The following is an 18,185-nucleotide window of genomic DNA, read 5'->3' as shown; positions in this document are numbered from 1 at the left end:
CGTTGCCGGAGAAATTACGGCCTCTGGGAATGTGAAGATGCGGAAATGTCACGCAACGACGACAACCCAGCCCTATTGAATCGAAAAGTTTTCATCTTTGCTCGACGCACTTGGCGCAATGACGTAAGACAAACATTAGAACGCCCATGAAAAACGAGGACAAGCAGTCGTTTGCAGGCCACGTGGCGTTGGGGACCGTTTCGTTCACGCTTTGCTTCGCGGTCTGGGGTTTGATCAGCGCTTTCGCGCCCGAGTTTCGGCGCATTTTTAATCTGACTCCGACGCAGAGCGCGGCGCTCGTGGCGGCGCCCGTCATTTTGGGTGCGCTGGCGCGAATTCCCATGGGCATGTTGACGGACCGCTGGGGCGGCCGGGGCGTGTTCTCCGTGCTGATGGTGGTGAGCGCGATTCCAGCCTTCATCGTGCCGTGGGCGGCAAGTTATTCTCAACTTCTGACGGTCGGTTTCTTTCTGGGCCTTGCTGGATCATCGTTCGCGGTCGGCATCGGATACGTTTCGCCTTGGACGCCCGCGGCGAAACAAGGCGGCGCGCTCGGCGTTTATGGCCTGGGCAACATCGGGCAATCGGCGGCGGTATTCCTGGGCCCGGTGATCGCCGCGGCGGTGGGTTGGCAATCGGTGTATCGGGGAACAGCGGTATTGCTGATCGTGTGGGCGATTGTTTTCGCTTTGCTCGCTCGAAACGCACCGGCGACGCGACGCCCGGCCACAGTCCGTGAAATGGTCGGCGTTCTCGTCCGGGAGAAACTTTCCTGGGCGCTGGCAGCGTTTTATTTCCTGACCTTCGGTGGATTCGTTGCCTTCTCGATCTATCTGCCACTGTTGCTGCGCGATGATTTCGGGTTGAGCATCATGGACGCGGGTTTTCGCGCGGCGGGCTTTGTGGTCGTCGCCACCCTGTTGCGACCGGTTGGTGGATGGCTTTCGGACCGCATCGGTGGGGCTCGTGTTCTGGCCGGTGTGTTTCTGGGCATCGCATTGTTTGCGCTGCTGCTTGCCTGGCCCGCAATCGTCCCGTTCACGGTCGGCGCGCTGGGATGCGCCGCGCTGCTGGGGCTCGGGAACGGCGCCGTGTTCAAGCTTGTGCCACAGTTTTTCCCGAAGGAAACCGGAACGGTCGGCGGCTTGGTCGGCGCGCTGGGCGGAATTGGAGGTTTTTTCCCGCCGTTGCTGCTCGGGTTCTTTCGCCAGCAGTTCAACATCATCTGGCCGGGTTTCCTGCTGTTTTCAGCGACCGCAGTTGTCCTGTGGTTGATCAACCGGAAAGTCTTCCTGTCGCGCCAGGAGCAGGTCGAATTGCGTTTGCCGGCGGAGTTCACGCGAACCGCCGACCGCCTGCGCGCCGCCGCCTGGGCCACGATGTGGACCGGCATTCTCGTGGCGGCGATTGTGGTTGGCTCGCGAAATCTCGAAACGTTTGATGCCGCCCTGGTCGTCTATACGTTCGCGTGCATTTTTTCCTGGTGGGGCGTGACCTATCACTATTACGTCTGGTTGCAAAAGCCGCCCACAAAACTCTTCTGGCGGCGTGGCTGGGAGATGTTCCGGAAGGAAGGGATTTTCCGGGCGCTCACACGAACCTCCGTGCTGGCGACGCGGAACATTGCCTGGCAGACATTCATTTACCGCCGTTCGCGGCTGCGCTGGTGGATGCATCAGTTCTTGTTTTGGGGCTGCGTGCTCGCCGCAGCCATCACCTTCCCGCTCGTGTTTGGATGGATTTATTTTGAATCCGCGCCCAACGACCAGATGACCTACATCGGCTATCTTTTTGGCTTTCCGGCGATGTGGTTCAAAATCCGCACCATCGTCTCGTGGGTAATCTTTCACGGACTGGATTTCGCCGCGCTTCTGGTGATCACGGGCATCGCGCTGTCGCTGTGGCGCCGCATGCTGGATCGCGGCGCGCAGGCGGTGCAATCCTTCGCGATGGATTTTCTGCCGATCATTCTCCTGTTCGCGATTTCGATTACCGGTCTGGCATTGACGGTTTCGACGCTTTGGCTGCGCGGCAATTATTACGGCTTCCTTTCAATTCTCCACGCGATCACGGTCATAGCCGCGCTGTTGTTCCTGCCGTTCGGCAAGTTCTTTCACATTTTCCAGCGGCCCGCCCAATTGGGCGTGAAGTTTTACCACGCAGCCGGCGACAAGGATGAAGGAACCCACTGCGCACGCTGTGGTGAGCGCTTTGCCTCGCGAATGCACGTGGATGATTTGCGCATCGTGTTGGGGCAACTCGGTTTCGACTATTCCATGCCCGGACCAGCCGGACACTGGCAGGGACTTTGCCCGGCGTGCAAACGCAAAGCCATCGCATCGGCACAATTGAGAATGAAGGAGCAACACCATGGCTAAACCGCCGCTGCCAGTTGCAGAATTGACGGAGCGCTTCGGCCCGCACCTGAACTACGTGCCGCCCGGTGGCTGGCGCGACGAGTCCCGCAATCCGGCCGAACGTCTCGTGAAAACGCATTGCTGCTTCTGCGGCCAGCAATGCGGCATCCAGCTCAAGATTCGCGGCAATCAGGTCATCGGCTTTGAACCGTGGGAAGAGTTCCCCTTCAACCGCGGCATGCTTTGTCCCAAGGGCGTGAAACGCTACTTGCAGAGCAATCATCCCGATCGACTGCTCGATCCGCTGCTGCGGACCGATAAAGGTTTTCGAACCGCCACGTGGGACGAGGCTCTGGATTTCACCACGCGCCGGATGCGGGAGATTCAGGAGCGTTACGGCAAGGACGCGGTGGCGATTTACGGCGGCGCTTCGTTGACGACCGAGAAGTCCTATCTGCTGGGCAAATTTGCACGCGTCGCGCTGGGCACTCGGCATATTGATTACAACGGCCGGCTCTGCATGGTTTCGGCCGGCGTCGCCTACAAACTCGCGTTCGGTGTGGATCGCGCGCCCAACCCATGGAGTGACATTCCCAAAGCGCAGGTGCTGCTCATCGCCGGTTCCAACGTTGCCGAATGCTCGCCCATCACAACCGACTACGTGTGGCGCTGCCGCGATAACGGTGGAAAACTCATCGTCATTGACCCGCGCATGACGCCGATCACGCGCAATGCGGATTTGTATCTGCCGGTGCGCCCGGGCATGGACGTCATCTTGTTGATGAGCCTGCTGCACGTCATTTTGCGCGACGGGCTGGAGGATCGCGAATTCATTGAACAATACACTTCGGGCTTCGACGCGGTGGCGGACATGGTCAGGCAATACGATCCGAAAAAAGCCGCCGACCTGACCGGAGTGCCGCCGGATGCGATTGAAAAAGCGGCGCACTGGTTTGGCGAGGCCGAACGTGCGATCGCGTTGCACGCGCGCGGCATCGAGCATCAATCGAAGGGCGTGGAAAACTGTTCGGCCATCATCAACCTGTGTCTGGCCACCGGAAATCTGGGCCGCGAAGGCGCCGGCTGCATGATGATCACCGGCCAGGGCAACGGCCAGGGCGGGCGCGAGCACGGACAAAAATGCGACCAACTTCCCGGCCAGCGGATGATCAACGATCCCGAAGGCCGGGCGCACGTGGCGAAAGTCTGGGGCATTTCGCCTGACGAGATTCCGCAGGCAGGTTATTCCGCCCAAGAAATCATGGAAGCCATTCATCGCGGTGAAATCAAAGGGCTGCTTTCGATGTGCTTCAACCCGCTGGTTTCGTTGCCCAATGCCGATTTCACCCGGGAAGCGCTGGAGAAGCTGGAGTTTTTCGGCGTCGTGGACTTCTTTTTGTCAGAAACCGCGCATCATGCCGACGTCGTGCTGGCGGGCAGTTTGCAGGAAGAAGACGAAGGCGTGACGGCAAACGTGGAAGGCCGGGTGATTCACATTCAGCGCGCCGTGGATCCGCCAGGCAACGCGCGGGTGGACTGGGAAATTTACTGCGATCTCGCGCGGCGGCTCGGGAAGGAAAAGTTTTTCCCGTATCAATCGTCGCGGCAGATTTTTGATGAACTGCGCGAAGCCTCCCGCGGCGGCCATGCGGATTATTACGGCATCACCTACGAAAAAATTGACCGGCAGATGGGCGTCTTCTGGCCGTGCCCGACGCTCGACCATCCCGGCACGCCGCGGTTGTTCGAGGACCGGAAATCATTCCACGAAGACGGAAAACTGCGGTTCATGCCGACGCCCTATCGGGAGAGCGGCGATCCAGTGAACGAAGAATTCCCCGTTTACCTCACCACCGGCCGGGTCGTGAGCCAATACCTTTCCGGAACCCAAACCCGCCGGATTGGCGCGCTGGTGGACCAGTATCCCGAACCGCGATTGGAGATTCATCCGCGCCTCGCGGAGCAGCAAGGAATCAAAGACGGCGACTGGGTGGCGATCACCACGCGGCGCGCGGAAATCATCCTGCGCGCGATGGTGGTGCGCACAATTCGGCCGGACACGGTTTTTATTCCTTACCATTGGGCTGGGAAAAAGAGCGCAAACAAATTGACCCATCGCACATTGGATCCGCGCAGCAAAATTCCTGAGTTCAAGGTTTCAGCCTGCCGGATTCGCAAAGCGGAGACTCCTCCGGAATGGGCGGGCAAGCAATCCGACTGAGGAAACTGAGATGTTCGGCTACGAGTTTTACGTTGACCCCTCACGCTGCATCGGCTGTCAGTCGTGCGTGAACGCGTGTGCCGAATGCGAAACGCATCGCGGCACGCCCATGATTCATGTGGATTATCTGGATCGGGCGAACACCATCGCGACCGTCCCGTTTGTCTGCATGCACTGTGACGACCCGACGTGCGCCAAGGTTTGTCCGGCGGACGCAATCAAGAAGACCGAGGACGGCGTGGTGCAGTCCTCGCTCAAGCCGCGGTGCATCGCGTGTTCGAATTGCGTGCTGGCATGCCCCTTCGGCATCCCGAAGATGATGACCGAGCTGGAGCAGATGATGAAATGCGACATGTGCTACGACCGGACCTCGGCCGGCAAGCGCCCCATGTGCGCCACCGTTTGTCCGAGTCAGGCGCTGGCTTTCGTGCCGCGCGAGCAGATCGAACGAAGCCGTCGCGAAAAGCCGACAAACGTTTTTCAATTCGGCAGGCAGCGGGTGACCACCAAGGTCCACATGATGGTGCCGCCGGACGAAAACGCCGTTTCGGTGGACGTCGCCGATTACATCTGGGAGGCAAAACCATGAAACTGTTTCGACAAACGAGCAAAGAACCGCTGTGGCAGGATGAGTTTTCCATTCGCGCTGCGGACGAACGCTATGTCAGCCGTCGCCAGTTCACCAAGTTCCTTGTCCTGACGAGCCTCGGAATGTTCGTGGGCAACGTGTGGATCACCGTCCGCGCCTGGTTATACAAGCAGCCGGTTTATCCTCAAAAAACCGTGGCAGACGTGAATGAAATCCCGGTCGGAGGCGTTCGCCTGTTTCGTTATCCCACGGAAAAAGATCCGTGCATCCTGATTCGTCCCGACGCAGAAACCTTCGTGGCTTACAGCCAGAAATGCACGCACCTGTCGTGCGCAGTCTATTACGCCCCGGAAAGGAAACGCATCGAGTGTCCGTGTCACGAAGGCTACTTTGCGGTCAAAACCGGGAATGTCCTCCAAGGACCGCCGACCCGCCCGCTGCCTCGCGTGGTGTTGAAGCGGGAAGGCGACCACCTGGTCGCCGTCGCGATGGAAACGACAACTGAAAGTTAGGTCATGTCCGAGCGAACCCCGCCGACCCGCAAGCAAGGGTTGACCGCCATTGACGGCGCGCTGGCGCTGATTGCGCTGCTGCTGATCGTCCAGATGTGGCTGCTCACCGCGACGCTCGAAGCGTATCTCGCCGGCCACCGCTCCGTGGCGCTGCCCGCGGCAATCGTCTCCGGCCTGCTTCTGCTGACTTGCACCGGTCTCTACTTGTTCGTCAACCGGGTGGACTCGGAGGCGCGGAACTCGAATGAGGGCCGCCCGCCGGACGAAACGAAACCAATTGCCAATACGCGTCATGATTCGAACCAAGCGAGCCTATGAGCCCCCTGCGAAGGCGGACGGGCGCCGCTTCCTGGTGGACCGTCTTTGGCCGCGTGGCGTCAAAAAAGAGGCGCTCCGCCTGACCGCCTGGATCAAAGACGCAGCGCCCAGCAAGGAATTGCGCCAGTGGTTCAATCACGATCCGGCGAAGTGGAAGGAATTTCAGCGCCGCTACCGCATCGAACTCGACGGGCAGCCTGCCGCGTGGCGGCCGTTGCTGGACGCTGCCAAATCCGGCGACGTGACGCTGTTGTTCGGTGCGCACGACCTCGAACACAACAACGCCGCGGTGTTGAAGATTTACCTGGAAGGGAAATTGAAAACGAGGTTCGGGGAATGACGGTCGCGTCACGGCCAGATTTCCTTGCGATTGTCGTGCCGCTGGTGTTGTTCGGGGCAACGCTGGTCCGTTCCACGTTCGGCTTCGGCGAAGCGCTCGTCAGCGTGCCGGTGCTGGCCTTGATGGTCCCCGTCAAAATTGCCGTCCCCTTGGCGGTTCTCGCGTCCATTACCATCGCGGCGATGGTTGTGGCGCAGGATTGGAAGCACGTGCATGTGTTCAGCGCCGGCAAATTGATCATCTCCAGCCTGCTCGGCATTCCGGTCGGATTGTGGCTGCTCCAAGTGACGCCCGAAGCCGCGGTCAAAGCGCTGCTCGCACTGATGATTCTGGCGTTCTCAATTTACTCGCTGCACGGCGGAACGGCGGGCGAACTGAGCGACGACCGGTTCGCGTGGCTGTTTGGTTTCACGTCGGGAATCCTCGGCGGCGCCTACGGAATGAATGGTCCGCCGCTGGTCGTTTATGGCGCCTTGTGCAAGTGGTCGCCGGTGCGATTTCGCGCGACCCTGCAGGGTTATTTTCTCGTGGCCAGCGCCGTGGTGATGTTCGGCCTCTGGAACGCGGGCCTCTGGACGCGCGACGTAAGCCGGTTTTATGTGTGGTCACTTCCCGGCCTGGTGGTGGCAGTGCTGTTGGGACGCATCGCCAATCAGCGCATGGAAGGCCGGCGATTTTATCGGGTTATTTTTGCCGGGCTGCTCGTGGTTGGCTCGACCCTGCTGATCGAAATTTTCCGGCAGTGACGCCAATGCAGGCAAACGCCCGGGCAATTCACCAGAAGAATGGTGAATCTCACAATTGCCTTCGTGGCCAACAACAAACGGAATCGTCTGACAATTTCGTCCCGAACCCTTCCCGGTTTCTGACACCCTTGATGTGTGGTCACGGCGCATTCACCCGGCGCGGAAAGGCAAACTCGATGCGGAGAAGAAGACTTCGAGCCACGGATCGCACCGATTCAAAGCCAGCGCCTTCGTCGGGTCCGATTCAACTCACCGGGATCAACCGTCCGAAGCGGTTTTCCCCCGCGTTCGTTTGTTGGTCTCCGGCGGCTTCCCACGATACGCCGTCCAAGCTGCTGAACCGCAGGAAGAGCAACCCGGTCAGAAAGTCCAACGAAATGGCCAGCACGTCCAATGCGGAAACGGTTCGCGGCGGGGTAAAATTACCCGATGACTATGAACCATCGAACCACCAGGGGCGGAAACACGGCCCCACCTGTTGGTCGCCTCGCTCGGGCGAAAACCTCCCAACGGCGCCAGAGTTTGGCATCGGCGACCGTGCGGCGACCAGTCGCGGAAGGAGCGCGATGGAGCGTTTCCCAGCAGGATTTGCCGCCTCTCCGCGTTGGTCTGTTTGGCATCGGGCTCGAAGCGTATTGGTCCCAATTCAAGGGCCTGAAACGGCGGCTCGAAGGGTATCTGCGGGTGACGCATGGCCGGTTGGAACGCGACGGAGTGGAAGTGGTCAATCTCGGTCTCATTGACAGCCCACCCAAGGCGCTGGCCGCCGGGCACCGCTTCCGCCAGGAGGACGTGGACCTGATTTTTCTCCAAGCCACGACCTATGCGCTGTCTTCGACCGTGCTGCCCGTTGTGCAACGGGCGAAAGTTCCGGTCATCGTGCTCAATCTTCAGCCGGCGGCTGCGATTGATTATGACCGTTTCAATCGGATGGGAGATCGGACCGCCATGACGGGCGAATGGCTGGCGCATTGCGGAGCCTGTCCAGTGCCGGAGCTGGCCAATGTGTTTCATCGCGCAAGAATCGGTTTTCACCAAATCACCGGCACACTTCTCGATAATGAATCCGCCTGGGAGGAAATCGATGCGTGGATTGACGCGGCGCGCGTGGCCCAGATCATGTTCCACAACCGGCTCGGCCTGATGGGGCATTACTACGGCGGCATGCTCGACATTTACTCGGATGTCACGCTGCAATGCGCCGTTTTTGGCGGCCATGCGGAAATCATCGAAGTGGATGAACTGGCCGCGTTGCGCCGGGAAGTCCGCGCCGACGCCATCAAACGCAAACTGGCGGAGTTTCGGGCGGCCTTCGAGATCCAGCCCGATTGCGCCCCGACGGAACTCGAACGGGCAGCCCGCACTTCGGTCGCGCTGGACCGCCTGGTGGCGTCGCACAAACTGGGTTCCCTGGCGTATTACTACCAGGGCACCGGCCAGCCAGACAACGCCGACACCATCAGCTCCATCATTCTCGGCACCTCGCTGCTCACCGCACGGGGCATCCCCGTGGCCGGCGAATACGAGGTCAAGAACGCCCAAGCGATGAAGATCATGGACAGCTTCGGAGCCGGCGGTTCATTCACCGAATACTACACGATGGACTTCAACCACGATGTCGTGCTGATGGGGCACGACGGGCCGGGCCACATGGCCATTGCCGAAGGCAGGACCAAGGTGCGGCCGTTGCGCGTTTATCATGGCAAGGTCGGCCGCGGCTTGTCCGTGGAAATGTCCGTCAAGCATGGGCCGGTGACCCTGCTCGCCGTGGTGCAAACGGCTGAAGGACGGCTCAAACTGCTCACCGCCGAAGCCGAGTCCGTGCCCGGACCGATTCTCGAAATTGGCAACACCAACAGCCGTTACCGGTTTCCAATTGGAGCCCGACGCTTCGTCACTGAGTGGAATGCCCATGGCCCCGCGCATCACTGTGCGGTGGGCGTCGGCCACATCGCCCACAAGCTGCATAAACTGGCGGCGCTCCTGGGCATCGAGTGCACCCAAGTATGCTGACAACCTTGCTGCACTGAAACCGCAAAAAGCCATTGCGCGTCCGGAAGGGCGTCGTTATAGGTTTTCCACCCCGCACTGGTGATGACTTCGGTTGAATGGCCAGTGCGCGTTCCGGCGCAACGCAGGAGATGGCCCCGCGGCATCCGGCCTTGCAGTTGCGGGGGCAACTATGCCTGTGGACAGCAGCCGAACTTTCTATCGCTATTTCCCCGTTGCGGAGCGCGACCGGGATTGGGGCCTCTTCGTCACCACGGTGGGCGAATCCCACCTTGGTCCCGGCACCGCCTACCCTCCAGCCACCCATCCGAAAAAATATCGCTTTCAAATGCCCGGAGGCCGCGTGCTGCAGGAACACCAGATTGTTTACATCTCCGCCGGCCGGGGCTGGTTCAAGTCTGGCTCCTCCCGGCGTTCAACCATCGAGGCAGGCACCGTTTTCCTGCTCTTCCCCGGCGTATGGCACAGCTACGCCCCCGACCCCGCCACGGGCTGGACGGAGCATTGGATCGGGTTCAACGGCAACCTGGCCCGGCATCTGGTGCGAAACGGATTTTTCACCACCGGCCGACCCGTGCTGCGCTCGGGCACCGAAGCCAAAATGCTGAGCCTGTTCAGCGACATCATGGCGTCCGTCCGCGCCAATGCTCCGGCGCTCCAACAACAGCTCGCCGGCACGACCTTGCAGATCCTGGCACGGCTGTATTCCGTGCAGCAATCCAAGTTCACCGGCGAGGATCCCGGGCAACGAATCATCCATCGCGCGATGGAGCGGCTGCGCGCGTCCTTGGAGCAACCAATTGACATGACCGAACTCGCAGCCGAACTCAACGTCAGCTATCGCTGGTTCCGCCGAGCCTTCACTCACCACACCGGTTTGAGTCCGCATCACTACCTGTTGGACATACGCCTGGCGTGCGCCCGTGACTTGCTGAGTCAAAGCAGCCTCTCCCTGAAGGAAATCGCGCTGCGCATCGGCTTCGAAGATCCCCAATACTTTTCCCGGATTTTCCACAAGAAAGTCGGCCTGACACCCGGCACCTGGCGCGAACGTGCGCAAAGCAAGGCCCGCGCCGGAAGCGTCGAATAGATGCTTACGGAGGGAAGCACCTCGTGGGCGATTTGTGCAAGAGAGGAAAACATCCAAAATCGAAATGTCCAATTGTCAGCCTGGCAAACTCCCTTATATGCCCCCCCCCCGCTGCCGTCGCAACCCAGCCTCCCGAAGTCAAAAGCAACCCGGAACATCTCGCCGCAGGCGACGGCATCACTGCAAGTTTGAATCGTCCTTTTATCCGTCGATGAATGACAGGCGACAGCCGTTGGTGAAAATCTCTGGCACCCGGGCATCAAGAACTGGAGCCAGCTGTCGGATTTGAACCGACGACCGACGGTTTACAAAACCGTTGCTCTACCACTGAGCTAAGCTGGCGTCCGAAGACCCGGCGGAGAAACTAAATTGCCGGAGGACTGAAGTCCGCCCTAAAGCGAACGGCGCCCAGCAAAGCGGCCTATCTGCGGTTCGTCAAGTGAACATTCCCAAGCTTGAAGACAAACAGGCGCATTGCTCGCGGCAAACCCCAACTTGAGCGCAGCGATTGCAAAGCAGAACTTCAATCCTCGAAGCATGAACGCGAGGAATCGCACGTGGCCTTGTGAACGGGCCGGTCATCCACACCCACGACGGTCTGGGTCCGGTTGCACCAAAAATGGCATGGTGACGCGCGTTCCCCTTCCTTGTCCGCAAAGGCGTCCTGCGGCGCAACGCCAACGTAAAGGGATTTGGTGCGGAGATGTTTGCAAAGTGGGCGGTTCATGGCTTCAGCCTTTCAACTTTAGGAGGGTGCGGCGGATGAGCGCATGCGCCAGCGGCACTTTGTAACCATTGAACGCCAGCGGCTGCGCGTCCTTCAGAATCAAATCGGCCGCGTGCGTGACGGTGTCCTCATCCAGGACCTTGCCTTCCAGAAACACATTTGCGGCCTGAACTTGATGCGGAACCGGGGCTATGCAACCCAGTGCCACGCGGGCCTGACTGAGTTTGCCCTGGCTGACCTTCGCCGCGGCGGCGCAACTGACCAGCGCCCAGTCAAACTCGTGCTTGTCGCTCACCTGCAGGTAGGCGCTCTGCGGCCGGGCGGTCGGAATTTCCACCTGCAAAATCAGGTCGCCATGCTGCAACGAGTTGTGGGCGGTGGGATTCTCCCATGCGCGCTCGTAAAGCTCGGCAATGCTCAGGCGCACGGGCTTGCCTTCCCGCTGCACCAGCACCGTTGCGTCGAGCGCGGCCAGCATGGTGGCAAGATTGGAAACGACCGGGCTGATGCAGGTGTTGCCGGAAAACAGACTGTGGTAGCGATTGTCGCCGTGACGGGCGTAACAGAGGTCGCCGTGCTTCTTGAGGCAGACCGTGTCGCGCTGACGATAATACCAGCAGCGTGAATGTTGCGCGAGGTTTCCGCCGACCGTGGCCACGTTGCGAATTTGCTGTGAGGCGATTTCAGCCGCCGCATGTTGCAGGCCCGGAAACGTCCGGCCGAGCTCCGGGTCGTCCTCGAGTTGGGCGATGGTCACGAGCGCGCCAAGAGTCCAATGCGTGCCGCCCTTTTCGATGCGGTTCAGTCCAGGCAGCGACTTGATGTTGACGAGCCGGCCGGCGTCGGTGAGGTAATCCTTCAGCCGCCCCAGCAAATCGTTGCCGCCGGCAAGGTATTCGCCGTGCCCGTCCACCATTTGCTGGGCGGAGTCCGTGGACAGGGCGGTGGCATATTCAAAGGCTTTCATGTTCAGGAACTGGCTTTGGGGACTTTGCCCAGTGCGGCCAGCACCTTGGCGGTCGTGATGGGCAGACTGGGCACGCGCGTGCCGATGGCGTTGGCCACCGCATTCGCAATGGCGCCGGCGGTGGGAATCGTCACGGGCTCACCCAAGCCAATGACACCCCGTTCAGGCATGTTCAAAAGCACCACGTCAATCTCCGGCACATCCGCAATGCCCGGCAACTTGTAGGTTTCGAAGTTGGGATTCAGGAGCACCCCCGAAAGCGCATCCAGCACACGCTCTTCGTAAAGCGCGTATCCCATGCCCATGATAATGCCGCCGTTCACCTGGCTTTCGGCGGTCAGCTTGTCGATGATCAACCCGCAATCCTGCACACACGTGATTTTCTTGACGGTGATCAGGCCGGTTTCCGTATCCACCGCAACTTCGGCAAACTGCACCCCGCCCACGCCACTGGAGGAAAGGCCCTGCTGCCAGCCGCCGTGAACAATCATGGGTTCGACGCCGAGCTTCTTGCAGGTGGCGAACCAGTTGGCGCCGCGCGCATCCGCGACGCCCGTCTGCGTCTGCAACTGTTCCAGCGCCTTCGTGCAGATGTCATGCACCGTGGGCGAAACCGATGCACACGTGGTGCTGCCCCCGCTGCCCGGACCGGGAGGGTAATTGGTGTCGCCGATTTTGACGGTTATCTGGTCGGGCCGCAGGCCCAGCAGCTCGGCGGCAATCACGGCAATCACCGTGCGGGTTCCGGTGCCAATGTCCTGCACCCCCAGGCGCACCTCAATGCTGCCGTCAGGATTGACCTGGGCTTCACCCCGCGTGCTCCGGCTGCCGCCCCCGCCCCACGTGGCCGCGCCACAACCAACGCCGGTTTTGATTGGCCCAGGCGACGTGCCGGGTGGACGGTATTTTTGTTTCCAGCCAAAGCGCTCCGCCCCGAGCTTGTATTCGCGCTGGCGAATTTCGCTGGAGTCATTTTTGATGCGCAGGGCCAGCGGATCGATGCCCAGTTTCACCGCCAGGTCGTCCATCGCGCACTCCATTCCGTAGGATGCCGGCGGGTGGCCCGGCGCGCGGAACGCCCGCGCAGAACCGGCGTTCACCGCGACCACGGTGTGATTCACGCGGGTGTTCGGAATCCGGTAAATGTAGGGCGCCGGAAAATCCACCCCCGAACCACCGCCTTCGGAGGCGCCGCCGCTGCCGATGCCTGCTGTGCCGTAATTGTCGAGTTCGTAGGCGTGCAACGTGCCGTCCGCCTTCGCACCCAGTTTGATCTTCTGAAAGCTCGACGGACGGTTGCCCACGGACAGCCCCTGATCAAAGCGGGTCAGCATCAAACGAACCGGCGCCTTGGCCTCCCGGGACAGGCGCGCCGCAAGCAGCATCTCGACGCCGGCCCCGAACTTCGCGCCAAACCCGCCGCCCATGTGATCGGTGATGACGCGAACACGGCTGTGGTCCAGTTGCAAGCCACCGGCCAGACCGTCGCGCACACTGCTGATGCCCTGGGTGGAAGCCCACGCGGTAACACCTTCATCCGTCCACGAAACGGTGGCGCCGTGCGTTTCCATCGGATGATGAATCTGCACGGGCGTCGTATAAAAACCTTCAATGACGGCCGCGCACTCAGAGAACGCCTTGTCCACTTCCCCCTGTTCGCGAACGCGCGGTTTCGAGGCGTTGGCCGAACCTTCCCAAACGCCCGGTGCATCGGGTTTCATCGCGTCCGGCTCATGCACTACGAACGGCAGCTCCTTCGCCTCGACTTCGATGGCGTGCAACGCATCGAGGCAGGCTTGCTTGGAGGTGCCGGCCACGGCCGCCAGTTCCTCGCCGTAGTAGCGAACGATGCGCTCGCCGTCCTTGACGGTGACTGCGGCCTTGATGCCCGGAACCTTCAACGCCGGGGCCAGATTGAGACTCGTGATTTTTGCCGCCGGCCACTTTGATCGCAGGATCATGCCGTAGAGCCAGCCCTCGGCCTGGATGTCGGACGAGTAACGGGCTTTGCCGGTCAGTTTGACGGGCGCATCGATGCGATGCGTCTCGTGGCCGATGTATTTCGTTTCCTTAGGCCAGCTGGGCATAGTCGATGACCTCCGTTTGGGTGGTGCGAACCGGATTGACGCCCGCCGCCTGCAACGCGGCCTCGATGATGCGCGGCTGAGTGCCGCACCGGCAGAGATTCCCCGCGCAGACGTGCCGCACCTGCTCCGCCGTGGGCCGCGGATGCTTCTTCAACAACGCCGTCACGCTCATGACAAATCCCGGCGTGCAATAACCGCACATGAGCGCGTCCTTCTCCAAAAAGGCCCGCTGCACCGGCGTCAATTCACCATTCTTGGCCAGTCCTTCCACCGTGGTGATGGGCTGGCCCTGCGCTTCGATGGCCAGTTTTTGGCAGGCGTAAACCGGCACCTCGCCCAGCATCACCGTGCACGCGCCGCAGCCCGCGCGATCACAACCTTCCTTGGCGCCGGTCAGGCTCGAATAATTCCGCAAGGCATCCAGCAGCGTGACGCGCGGCTCCAGTTGCAACCGCAGGGTTTCGCCGTTGACCTGCAACGCCACGGGCACCGGTTCGGGCCCCACGATTTTTTCGCCATTGACCTTTTCCAGTTCGGCGGCGACCGCCTGCGCCCGGGCGGCGGCGGTGGCGACGGCCGTGGTGCCGAGGCTTTTGATGAAATTACGGCGGGAGAACGAACCCGGTTGGGCGGAGTCAAAATCGCTCATGAGGTGCGGGAGTAGAGGTTCAATGCCTTCTCGTAATCTTCGGGCCGGTCCAAGTCAAGTCTGAGACCGGCGTCGTCAACGACGCATTCAATCTTTTCACCGATAGTTTCGCTTAAAAAGTCCTTCAGCGTCGCTGTCGCCGTGGTTCGCAAGCCGGCAAAAGCGGTCCGCGGAAGAATCACCGGATGACCCACCCGCTCTCCGAAACGTGGCTGACCAATGGCGGCGGGATGCTTTTCATGCAACGCAACAAGCTGCCGGAGCGTGCCCGTTTGAAGATGGGGCTGGTCACCCAAAACAACGGCCCATCCCGTCAGGGCATCCCGCCAGCCGGGCCAGCGGGCGGCACATTGAACCGAACTGAACATCCCCTGCCCGGCGTTCGGATTGTGAATTCGGTCCGCCCGTGGAAAAGCCAGCCGATCCAGTTCGGCTTGCATCGCTGCATCGCCTGGCCGGCAAACGACAGCAATTTGAGCCGCGCCCGGTTCGTGCCATTGGGCAATCAGGTGACCGATGATGGACGTGCCGCGCCACGGCAGCAGCAACTTGGGGCGGCCCATGCGCACGGAAGCGCCGGCGGCAAGAATCACCACCCCCAGCGCGGGTCCGCTTGCGGGGAGTGATTCCGATGCCATGGGACTCGTGCTCCGGTCGGGTCGCATCTAAAAAAGAACGCCCGACGCACCGCACCAGTCGGAAGACTGAACGAAGTGGCTGCTGGCCGTTTCCGTGACGCCGAAGCGGGCCACGAACACGCTGCGTTTCCCAAAGTCCTCCCAAGTCAGCTTCATCAGCGGCTCCTGAATCGTCGAGCTCTCGTTCAGCGCCACGGTGAAAACGGAAGTCGGCGTGCTGGGCTGATACCAGAGCGATTCGCCGCAAACCCGGTTCTCACAGTTGCCCAACGCAGCCGTTCTGAGCGCGACAAAGGCACCGGCCTGGAACGCGGCGCCGTTGGTAGAACTCGTCAACGAGATGGGCACCACGCGCGTCTGCAGATGCGCGGCCGCAAGTTGTGGATTGCGCGTCTTGACCCAGTCCACGAGCGCCCGTTGCTGGACGTGGCTGGCCTGGTCCGGCAGATAAACAACCGCCTGATCGGCATGCGAGTTTTCCGCCGCCAGATTTTCCCGGCCCGCCGCCAATACCGCAAATCGCAGGCCGGCAAGGTTGACGCCCTGCCAGTCCCCGGCCGTCACATCCCAAATTTGCAGCACGTGGCGACCGCTCAAGGTGACCTGCCCGGACACGGTGCATGCACCCGCGTAAACTTCGCAGGAATGCAGTTCGATGAGTTTTCCCTGCGGTTGTCCCGCGAGCGTGCTAGACGCCGCGAGCCAGCTGAGGCTTAGACACAGGCTGATGAAGAGGTTCTTTGTCGCTGACATGTTCGGCTCGCTTTTGGATGAATTGCGCCAGGATGCTGACCGCGATTTCCGGCGTGCTTCGCGCCCGGATGTCGAGGCCGACCGGACAGGATACTTTATCCAGCTGCTCCACGGTTGCAACCGACTGCCGGAGGAATTGTTCACGAATCAACCGGGCCTTGCGGCGGCTGCCGATCATGCCCAGAAAAACGAACGGCCGGTGAATCCATTCCGACAGGACCAGGGCATCGTGTTGATGGCCGCGGGTGACGATCAAACCATACGTCGGCTGCGCCGGCAACGGCACCTTCAAGAGTTCATGCCAGCCGCCCACCCGGAGTTCGGTCGCCGGCGGAAACCACTGGTGATTCGCCAGCTCAGGCCGGTCATCGAACACCGTCACGGCAAACTCCAGTTGCAGCGCCAACGGAACCACCGCCTGCGCGACGTGCCCCGAGCCGGCAATCCACAAGCGGGGCGGCGCGGCCACGGTTTCCCGATACAACCAGTCGACGCCCGCCTCGTTGCCAACCCAGTCGATGGAATAATCCTTGGTTACGCCCCATTCACGCGGCTCGACGGCTGCCGCCGCCATTCGCCAGATTTCCACGGCGCCCGCCGCCTGGGGAAGGATCAGACCATGCACGCTGCCGCCGCAAATCAATCCATCGTCCCAACCGAAGATGTGATCCAAAACCATTTCAAAGCGCGCTGGCTGCCCGGTCTGCAATGCCTTGCGGGCCCGGGCATGCACTTCCGCTTCGAGACATCCCCCGCCCAGCGTGCCCACCACGCGACCATCAGCGAAGAACAGCGCCTTCGCCCCCTGCCGTTGCGGACTGGAACCTTTGACGCCCGCTATCAACGCCAGCACAAAGGGCGTGCCGGCCGTCGCCGCCCGGACGAGTTCCTCGTAGAAGCGATTCATGGTGGCTGATGTCTGGCGGGCAATTTAGGTGACCGCCGACAATTGGCAATGCGCGAGGCACACGCAACCGCGCACCGCCCCCGGACAAAGTTGAATGGCACAAAGGAGATTGCTTCCCTCCCCCACCGGGGCTATCACTCTCACGAATCCCAGTCGTCCGTCGCACCGGCTCGTCCAACGACGGCTTTGCGCCGGCAACCTTGAGCCATGACAGCCGTGCCCCGAGACACGCTGATTTATCTGGCCATCCGCCAGTCCGAAGACCGTTCCCACATTGAAGACACGCTCGTGCTGGACGGTTTCCGCGTCCGCTCCTTCCCCAGCGCGGAATCACTCTGGCCGGTTTTTCAGCAACACCCCGCCCGCATCGTCATCACCGACCGCCGGTTTCGCGACTCGATGTCGGGTTTGGAACTGGCCCAGAACATCCGTCGGGATTACCTGATGCCGTATTGTTACATCGTGCTGCGCAGCGCGATGAATCACCTTCCCGAAATCGAGGAAGGCCTCGCCAGCGGCGCCGATGACTACCTCATCAAGCCGCACAACCCCGTCGAACTGCGGGCGCGCATCCTCGTGGGACTGCGCTGGCTCACTTACATCGACCAACTGGTGCAGGAGCAAAGCGCGCCGGGTTGAATCCTGACAGACTATTCGCATCATTTTCCCTGCCGGGTTTCGAACGTGGCCTAAGCGATTGGCGCAGACGTCTCCGCGAAGCGCCCACGCGCTATCAGGAGACAACCGATTGTTTCGCGCCGCCCAAAGGGCGAAGGTGCCCCGGGCACGGGAGCAGTCACGGTGACTCTCAAACCTGGAGGTCGGGCGGCACGATCCCGCGATGGCAGTGACAACCTGACCTCACAATCGGAGGCCCATGGACATAATGGAAAGATGAGACAACCGCCGCGGCTCCGCCGGCCATCACGGCCACCGTGGGAACCGCAGGCAAAAACCATCTGAATGGAAAGGACAAACATGACCACACAGGAAGCAAATCAGAGACTCAGCAGTGATCTCAAGGTCGTGATGCGGGACGCGGAAGATCTTCTAAAGGCCACCGCCGGTCAGGCCAGCGATAAGGTGGCCGAAGTGCGCAGCCGTCTGGCCAGCGCGCTGGAATCGGCCAAAAGCACGTGCCTGACGTTGCAGGATAAAACGGTGGAAGCCGCCAAGGCAACGGACAAGGTCATTCGCGCCCATCCGTATGAATCGATCGGGATTTCCTTTGGTGTTGGACTGCTGATTGGCGTGCTGGTTGCGCGCCGCTAAAC

18 protein-coding genes and 1 tRNA gene are annotated in these 18,185 nt (G+C 61.0%); 11 read left to right on the top strand and 8 right to left on the bottom strand.

Annotation, left to right across the window (positions count from 1 at the left end; all coding sequences use genetic code 11):
- Positions 1-146 precede the first annotated feature (146 nt).
- From VFV96_00445 to VFV96_00405, 9 genes are all read left to right on the top strand, one after another.
- The gene (locus VFV96_00445) at positions 147-2,378 is read left to right on the top strand and encodes an MFS transporter (GenBank protein HEU5068864.1); all 2,232 of its coding nucleotides are present in this window, start codon (positions 147-149) and stop codon (positions 2,376-2,378) included.
- The gene (locus VFV96_00440; protein ID HEU5068863.1) at positions 2,371-4,578 is read left to right on the top strand and encodes a molybdopterin oxidoreductase family protein; all 2,208 of its coding nucleotides are present in this window, start codon (positions 2,371-2,373) and stop codon (positions 4,576-4,578) included. Before VFV96_00445 ends, VFV96_00440 begins: the two co-directional genes overlap by 8 nt.
- A 10-nt stretch (positions 4,579-4,588) precedes the next feature.
- Positions 4,589-5,167 (top strand): 4Fe-4S dicluster domain-containing protein, encoded by a 579-nt coding sequence (locus VFV96_00435; protein ID HEU5068862.1) that lies wholly within the window; start codon positions 4,589-4,591, stop codon positions 5,165-5,167.
- Positions 5,164-5,679 (top strand): Rieske 2Fe-2S domain-containing protein, encoded by a 516-nt coding sequence (locus VFV96_00430; GenBank protein ID HEU5068861.1) that lies wholly within the window; start codon positions 5,164-5,166, stop codon positions 5,677-5,679. Before VFV96_00435 ends, VFV96_00430 begins: the two co-directional genes overlap by 4 nt.
- A gap of 3 nt (positions 5,680-5,682) precedes the next feature.
- A complete protein-coding gene (locus VFV96_00425) occupies positions 5,683-5,997 on the top strand; it encodes a DUF6755 family protein (GenBank protein ID HEU5068860.1) in 315 nt (104 codons plus the stop codon).
- The gene (locus VFV96_00420; GenBank protein HEU5068859.1) at positions 5,972-6,337 is read left to right on the top strand and encodes a DUF488 domain-containing protein; all 366 of its coding nucleotides are present in this window, start codon (positions 5,972-5,974) and stop codon (positions 6,335-6,337) included. The genes VFV96_00425 and VFV96_00420 overlap by 26 nt, the downstream gene beginning before the upstream one ends.
- Positions 6,334-7,083 (top strand): sulfite exporter TauE/SafE family protein, encoded by a 750-nt coding sequence (locus tag VFV96_00415; protein HEU5068858.1) that lies wholly within the window; start codon positions 6,334-6,336, stop codon positions 7,081-7,083. The genes VFV96_00420 and VFV96_00415 overlap by 4 nt, the downstream gene beginning before the upstream one ends.
- A 588-nt stretch (positions 7,084-7,671) precedes the next feature.
- Entirely contained in the window at positions 7,672-9,096 is a 1,425-nt protein-coding gene (locus tag VFV96_00410) for an arabinose isomerase (GenBank protein ID HEU5068857.1), read from the top strand.
- Positions 9,097-9,265: 169 nt separating this feature from the next.
- A complete protein-coding gene (locus VFV96_00405; GenBank protein HEU5068856.1) occupies positions 9,266-10,183 on the top strand; it encodes an AraC family transcriptional regulator in 918 nt (305 codons plus the stop codon).
- A 267-nt stretch (positions 10,184-10,450) separates the two neighbouring features.
- Here the strand turns inward: VFV96_00405 and VFV96_00400 are convergent.
- The 8 genes from VFV96_00400 to VFV96_00365 form a co-directional block, all read right to left on the bottom strand.
- Positions 10,451-10,525, bottom strand: a tRNA-Thr gene (locus VFV96_00400).
- Positions 10,526-10,706: 181 nt separating this feature from the next.
- Positions 10,707-10,910, bottom strand: coding sequence for a hypothetical protein (locus tag VFV96_00395; protein ID HEU5068855.1), 204 nt, complete (start codon positions 10,908-10,910; stop codon positions 10,707-10,709).
- Positions 10,911-10,914: 4 nt separating this feature from the next.
- Positions 10,915-11,877, bottom strand: a complete 963-nt coding sequence (locus tag VFV96_00390; protein HEU5068854.1) for an FAD binding domain-containing protein — start codon at positions 11,875-11,877, stop codon at positions 10,915-10,917.
- Between the two features lie 2 nt (positions 11,878-11,879).
- Positions 11,880-13,964 (bottom strand): xanthine dehydrogenase family protein molybdopterin-binding subunit, encoded by a 2,085-nt coding sequence (locus VFV96_00385; protein HEU5068853.1) that lies wholly within the window; start codon positions 13,962-13,964, stop codon positions 11,880-11,882.
- The gene (locus VFV96_00380; GenBank protein ID HEU5068852.1) at positions 13,948-14,613 is read right to left on the bottom strand and encodes a (2Fe-2S)-binding protein; all 666 of its coding nucleotides are present in this window, start codon (positions 14,611-14,613) and stop codon (positions 13,948-13,950) included. The genes VFV96_00385 and VFV96_00380 overlap by 17 nt, the downstream gene beginning before the upstream one ends.
- Complete coding sequence (locus tag VFV96_00375; protein HEU5068851.1) at positions 14,610-15,251, bottom strand: nucleotidyltransferase family protein; 642 nt, start codon at positions 15,249-15,251, stop codon at positions 14,610-14,612. Before VFV96_00375 ends, VFV96_00380 begins: the two co-directional genes overlap by 4 nt.
- 27 nt (positions 15,252-15,278) lie before the next feature.
- Positions 15,279-16,004 carry a DUF1326 domain-containing protein gene (locus VFV96_00370; GenBank protein ID HEU5068850.1) on the bottom strand — a complete coding sequence of 242 codons (726 nt, stop codon included), beginning with the start codon at positions 16,002-16,004 and terminating at the stop codon, positions 15,279-15,281.
- The gene (locus VFV96_00365; protein HEU5068849.1) at positions 15,940-16,911 is read right to left on the bottom strand and encodes an XdhC/CoxI family protein; all 972 of its coding nucleotides are present in this window, start codon (positions 16,909-16,911) and stop codon (positions 15,940-15,942) included. Before VFV96_00365 ends, VFV96_00370 begins: the two co-directional genes overlap by 65 nt.
- Before the next feature lie 207 nt (positions 16,912-17,118).
- Here VFV96_00365 and VFV96_00360 point away from each other — a divergent pair, with 207 nt between their 5' ends.
- Together VFV96_00360 and VFV96_00355 are read left to right on the top strand one after the other, a co-directional pair.
- Entirely contained in the window at positions 17,119-17,550 is a 432-nt protein-coding gene (locus tag VFV96_00360; protein HEU5068848.1) for a response regulator, read from the top strand.
- A 339-nt stretch (positions 17,551-17,889) separates the two neighbouring features.
- Positions 17,890-18,183: a DUF883 family protein gene (locus VFV96_00355; protein HEU5068847.1), complete on the top strand. Its 294-nt coding sequence runs from the start codon at positions 17,890-17,892 to the stop codon at positions 18,181-18,183.
- Positions 18,184-18,185 lie beyond the last annotated feature (2 nt).

The organism is Verrucomicrobiia bacterium (genome assembly GCA_035765895.1).
Lineage (GTDB): Bacteria > Verrucomicrobiota > Verrucomicrobiia > Limisphaerales > DSYF01 > DSYF01.
The sequence above is the reverse complement of the archived record's forward strand: the minus strand, read 5'-3'. Positions and strand labels throughout refer to the sequence as shown.

Coding starts and splice junctions, on each gene's coding strand:
- VFV96_00445 (HEU5068864.1), top strand. CDS start 147: ATGAAAAACGAGGACAAGCAGTCGTTTGCAGGCCACGTGGCGTTGGGG.
- VFV96_00440 (HEU5068863.1), top strand. CDS start 2,371: ATGGCTAAACCGCCGCTGCCAGTTGCAGAATTGACGGAGCGCTTCGGC.
- VFV96_00435 (HEU5068862.1), top strand. CDS start 4,589: ATGTTCGGCTACGAGTTTTACGTTGACCCCTCACGCTGCATCGGCTGT.
- VFV96_00430 (HEU5068861.1), top strand. CDS start 5,164: ATGAAACTGTTTCGACAAACGAGCAAAGAACCGCTGTGGCAGGATGAG.
- VFV96_00425 (HEU5068860.1), top strand. CDS start 5,683: ATGTCCGAGCGAACCCCGCCGACCCGCAAGCAAGGGTTGACCGCCATT.
- VFV96_00420 (HEU5068859.1), top strand. CDS start 5,972: ATGATTCGAACCAAGCGAGCCTATGAGCCCCCTGCGAAGGCGGACGGG.
- VFV96_00415 (HEU5068858.1), top strand. CDS start 6,334: ATGACGGTCGCGTCACGGCCAGATTTCCTTGCGATTGTCGTGCCGCTG.
- VFV96_00405 (HEU5068856.1), top strand. CDS start 9,266: ATGCCTGTGGACAGCAGCCGAACTTTCTATCGCTATTTCCCCGTTGCG.
- VFV96_00395 (HEU5068855.1), bottom strand. CDS start 10,910: ATGAACCGCCCACTTTGCAAACATCTCCGCACCAAATCCCTTTACGTT.
- VFV96_00390 (HEU5068854.1), bottom strand. CDS start 11,877: ATGAAAGCCTTTGAATATGCCACCGCCCTGTCCACGGACTCCGCCCAG.
- VFV96_00385 (HEU5068853.1), bottom strand. CDS start 13,964: ATGCCCAGCTGGCCTAAGGAAACGAAATACATCGGCCACGAGACGCAT.
- VFV96_00380 (HEU5068852.1), bottom strand. CDS start 14,613: ATGAGCGATTTTGACTCCGCCCAACCGGGTTCGTTCTCCCGCCGTAAT.
- VFV96_00375 (HEU5068851.1), bottom strand. CDS start 15,251: ATGGCATCGGAATCACTCCCCGCAAGCGGACCCGCGCTGGGGGTGGTG.
- VFV96_00370 (HEU5068850.1), bottom strand. CDS start 16,004: ATGTCAGCGACAAAGAACCTCTTCATCAGCCTGTGTCTAAGCCTCAGC.
- VFV96_00365 (HEU5068849.1), bottom strand. CDS start 16,911: ATGAATCGCTTCTACGAGGAACTCGTCCGGGCGGCGACGGCCGGCACG.
- VFV96_00360 (HEU5068848.1), top strand. CDS start 17,119: ATGACAGCCGTGCCCCGAGACACGCTGATTTATCTGGCCATCCGCCAG.
- VFV96_00355 (HEU5068847.1), top strand. CDS start 17,890: ATGACCACACAGGAAGCAAATCAGAGACTCAGCAGTGATCTCAAGGTC.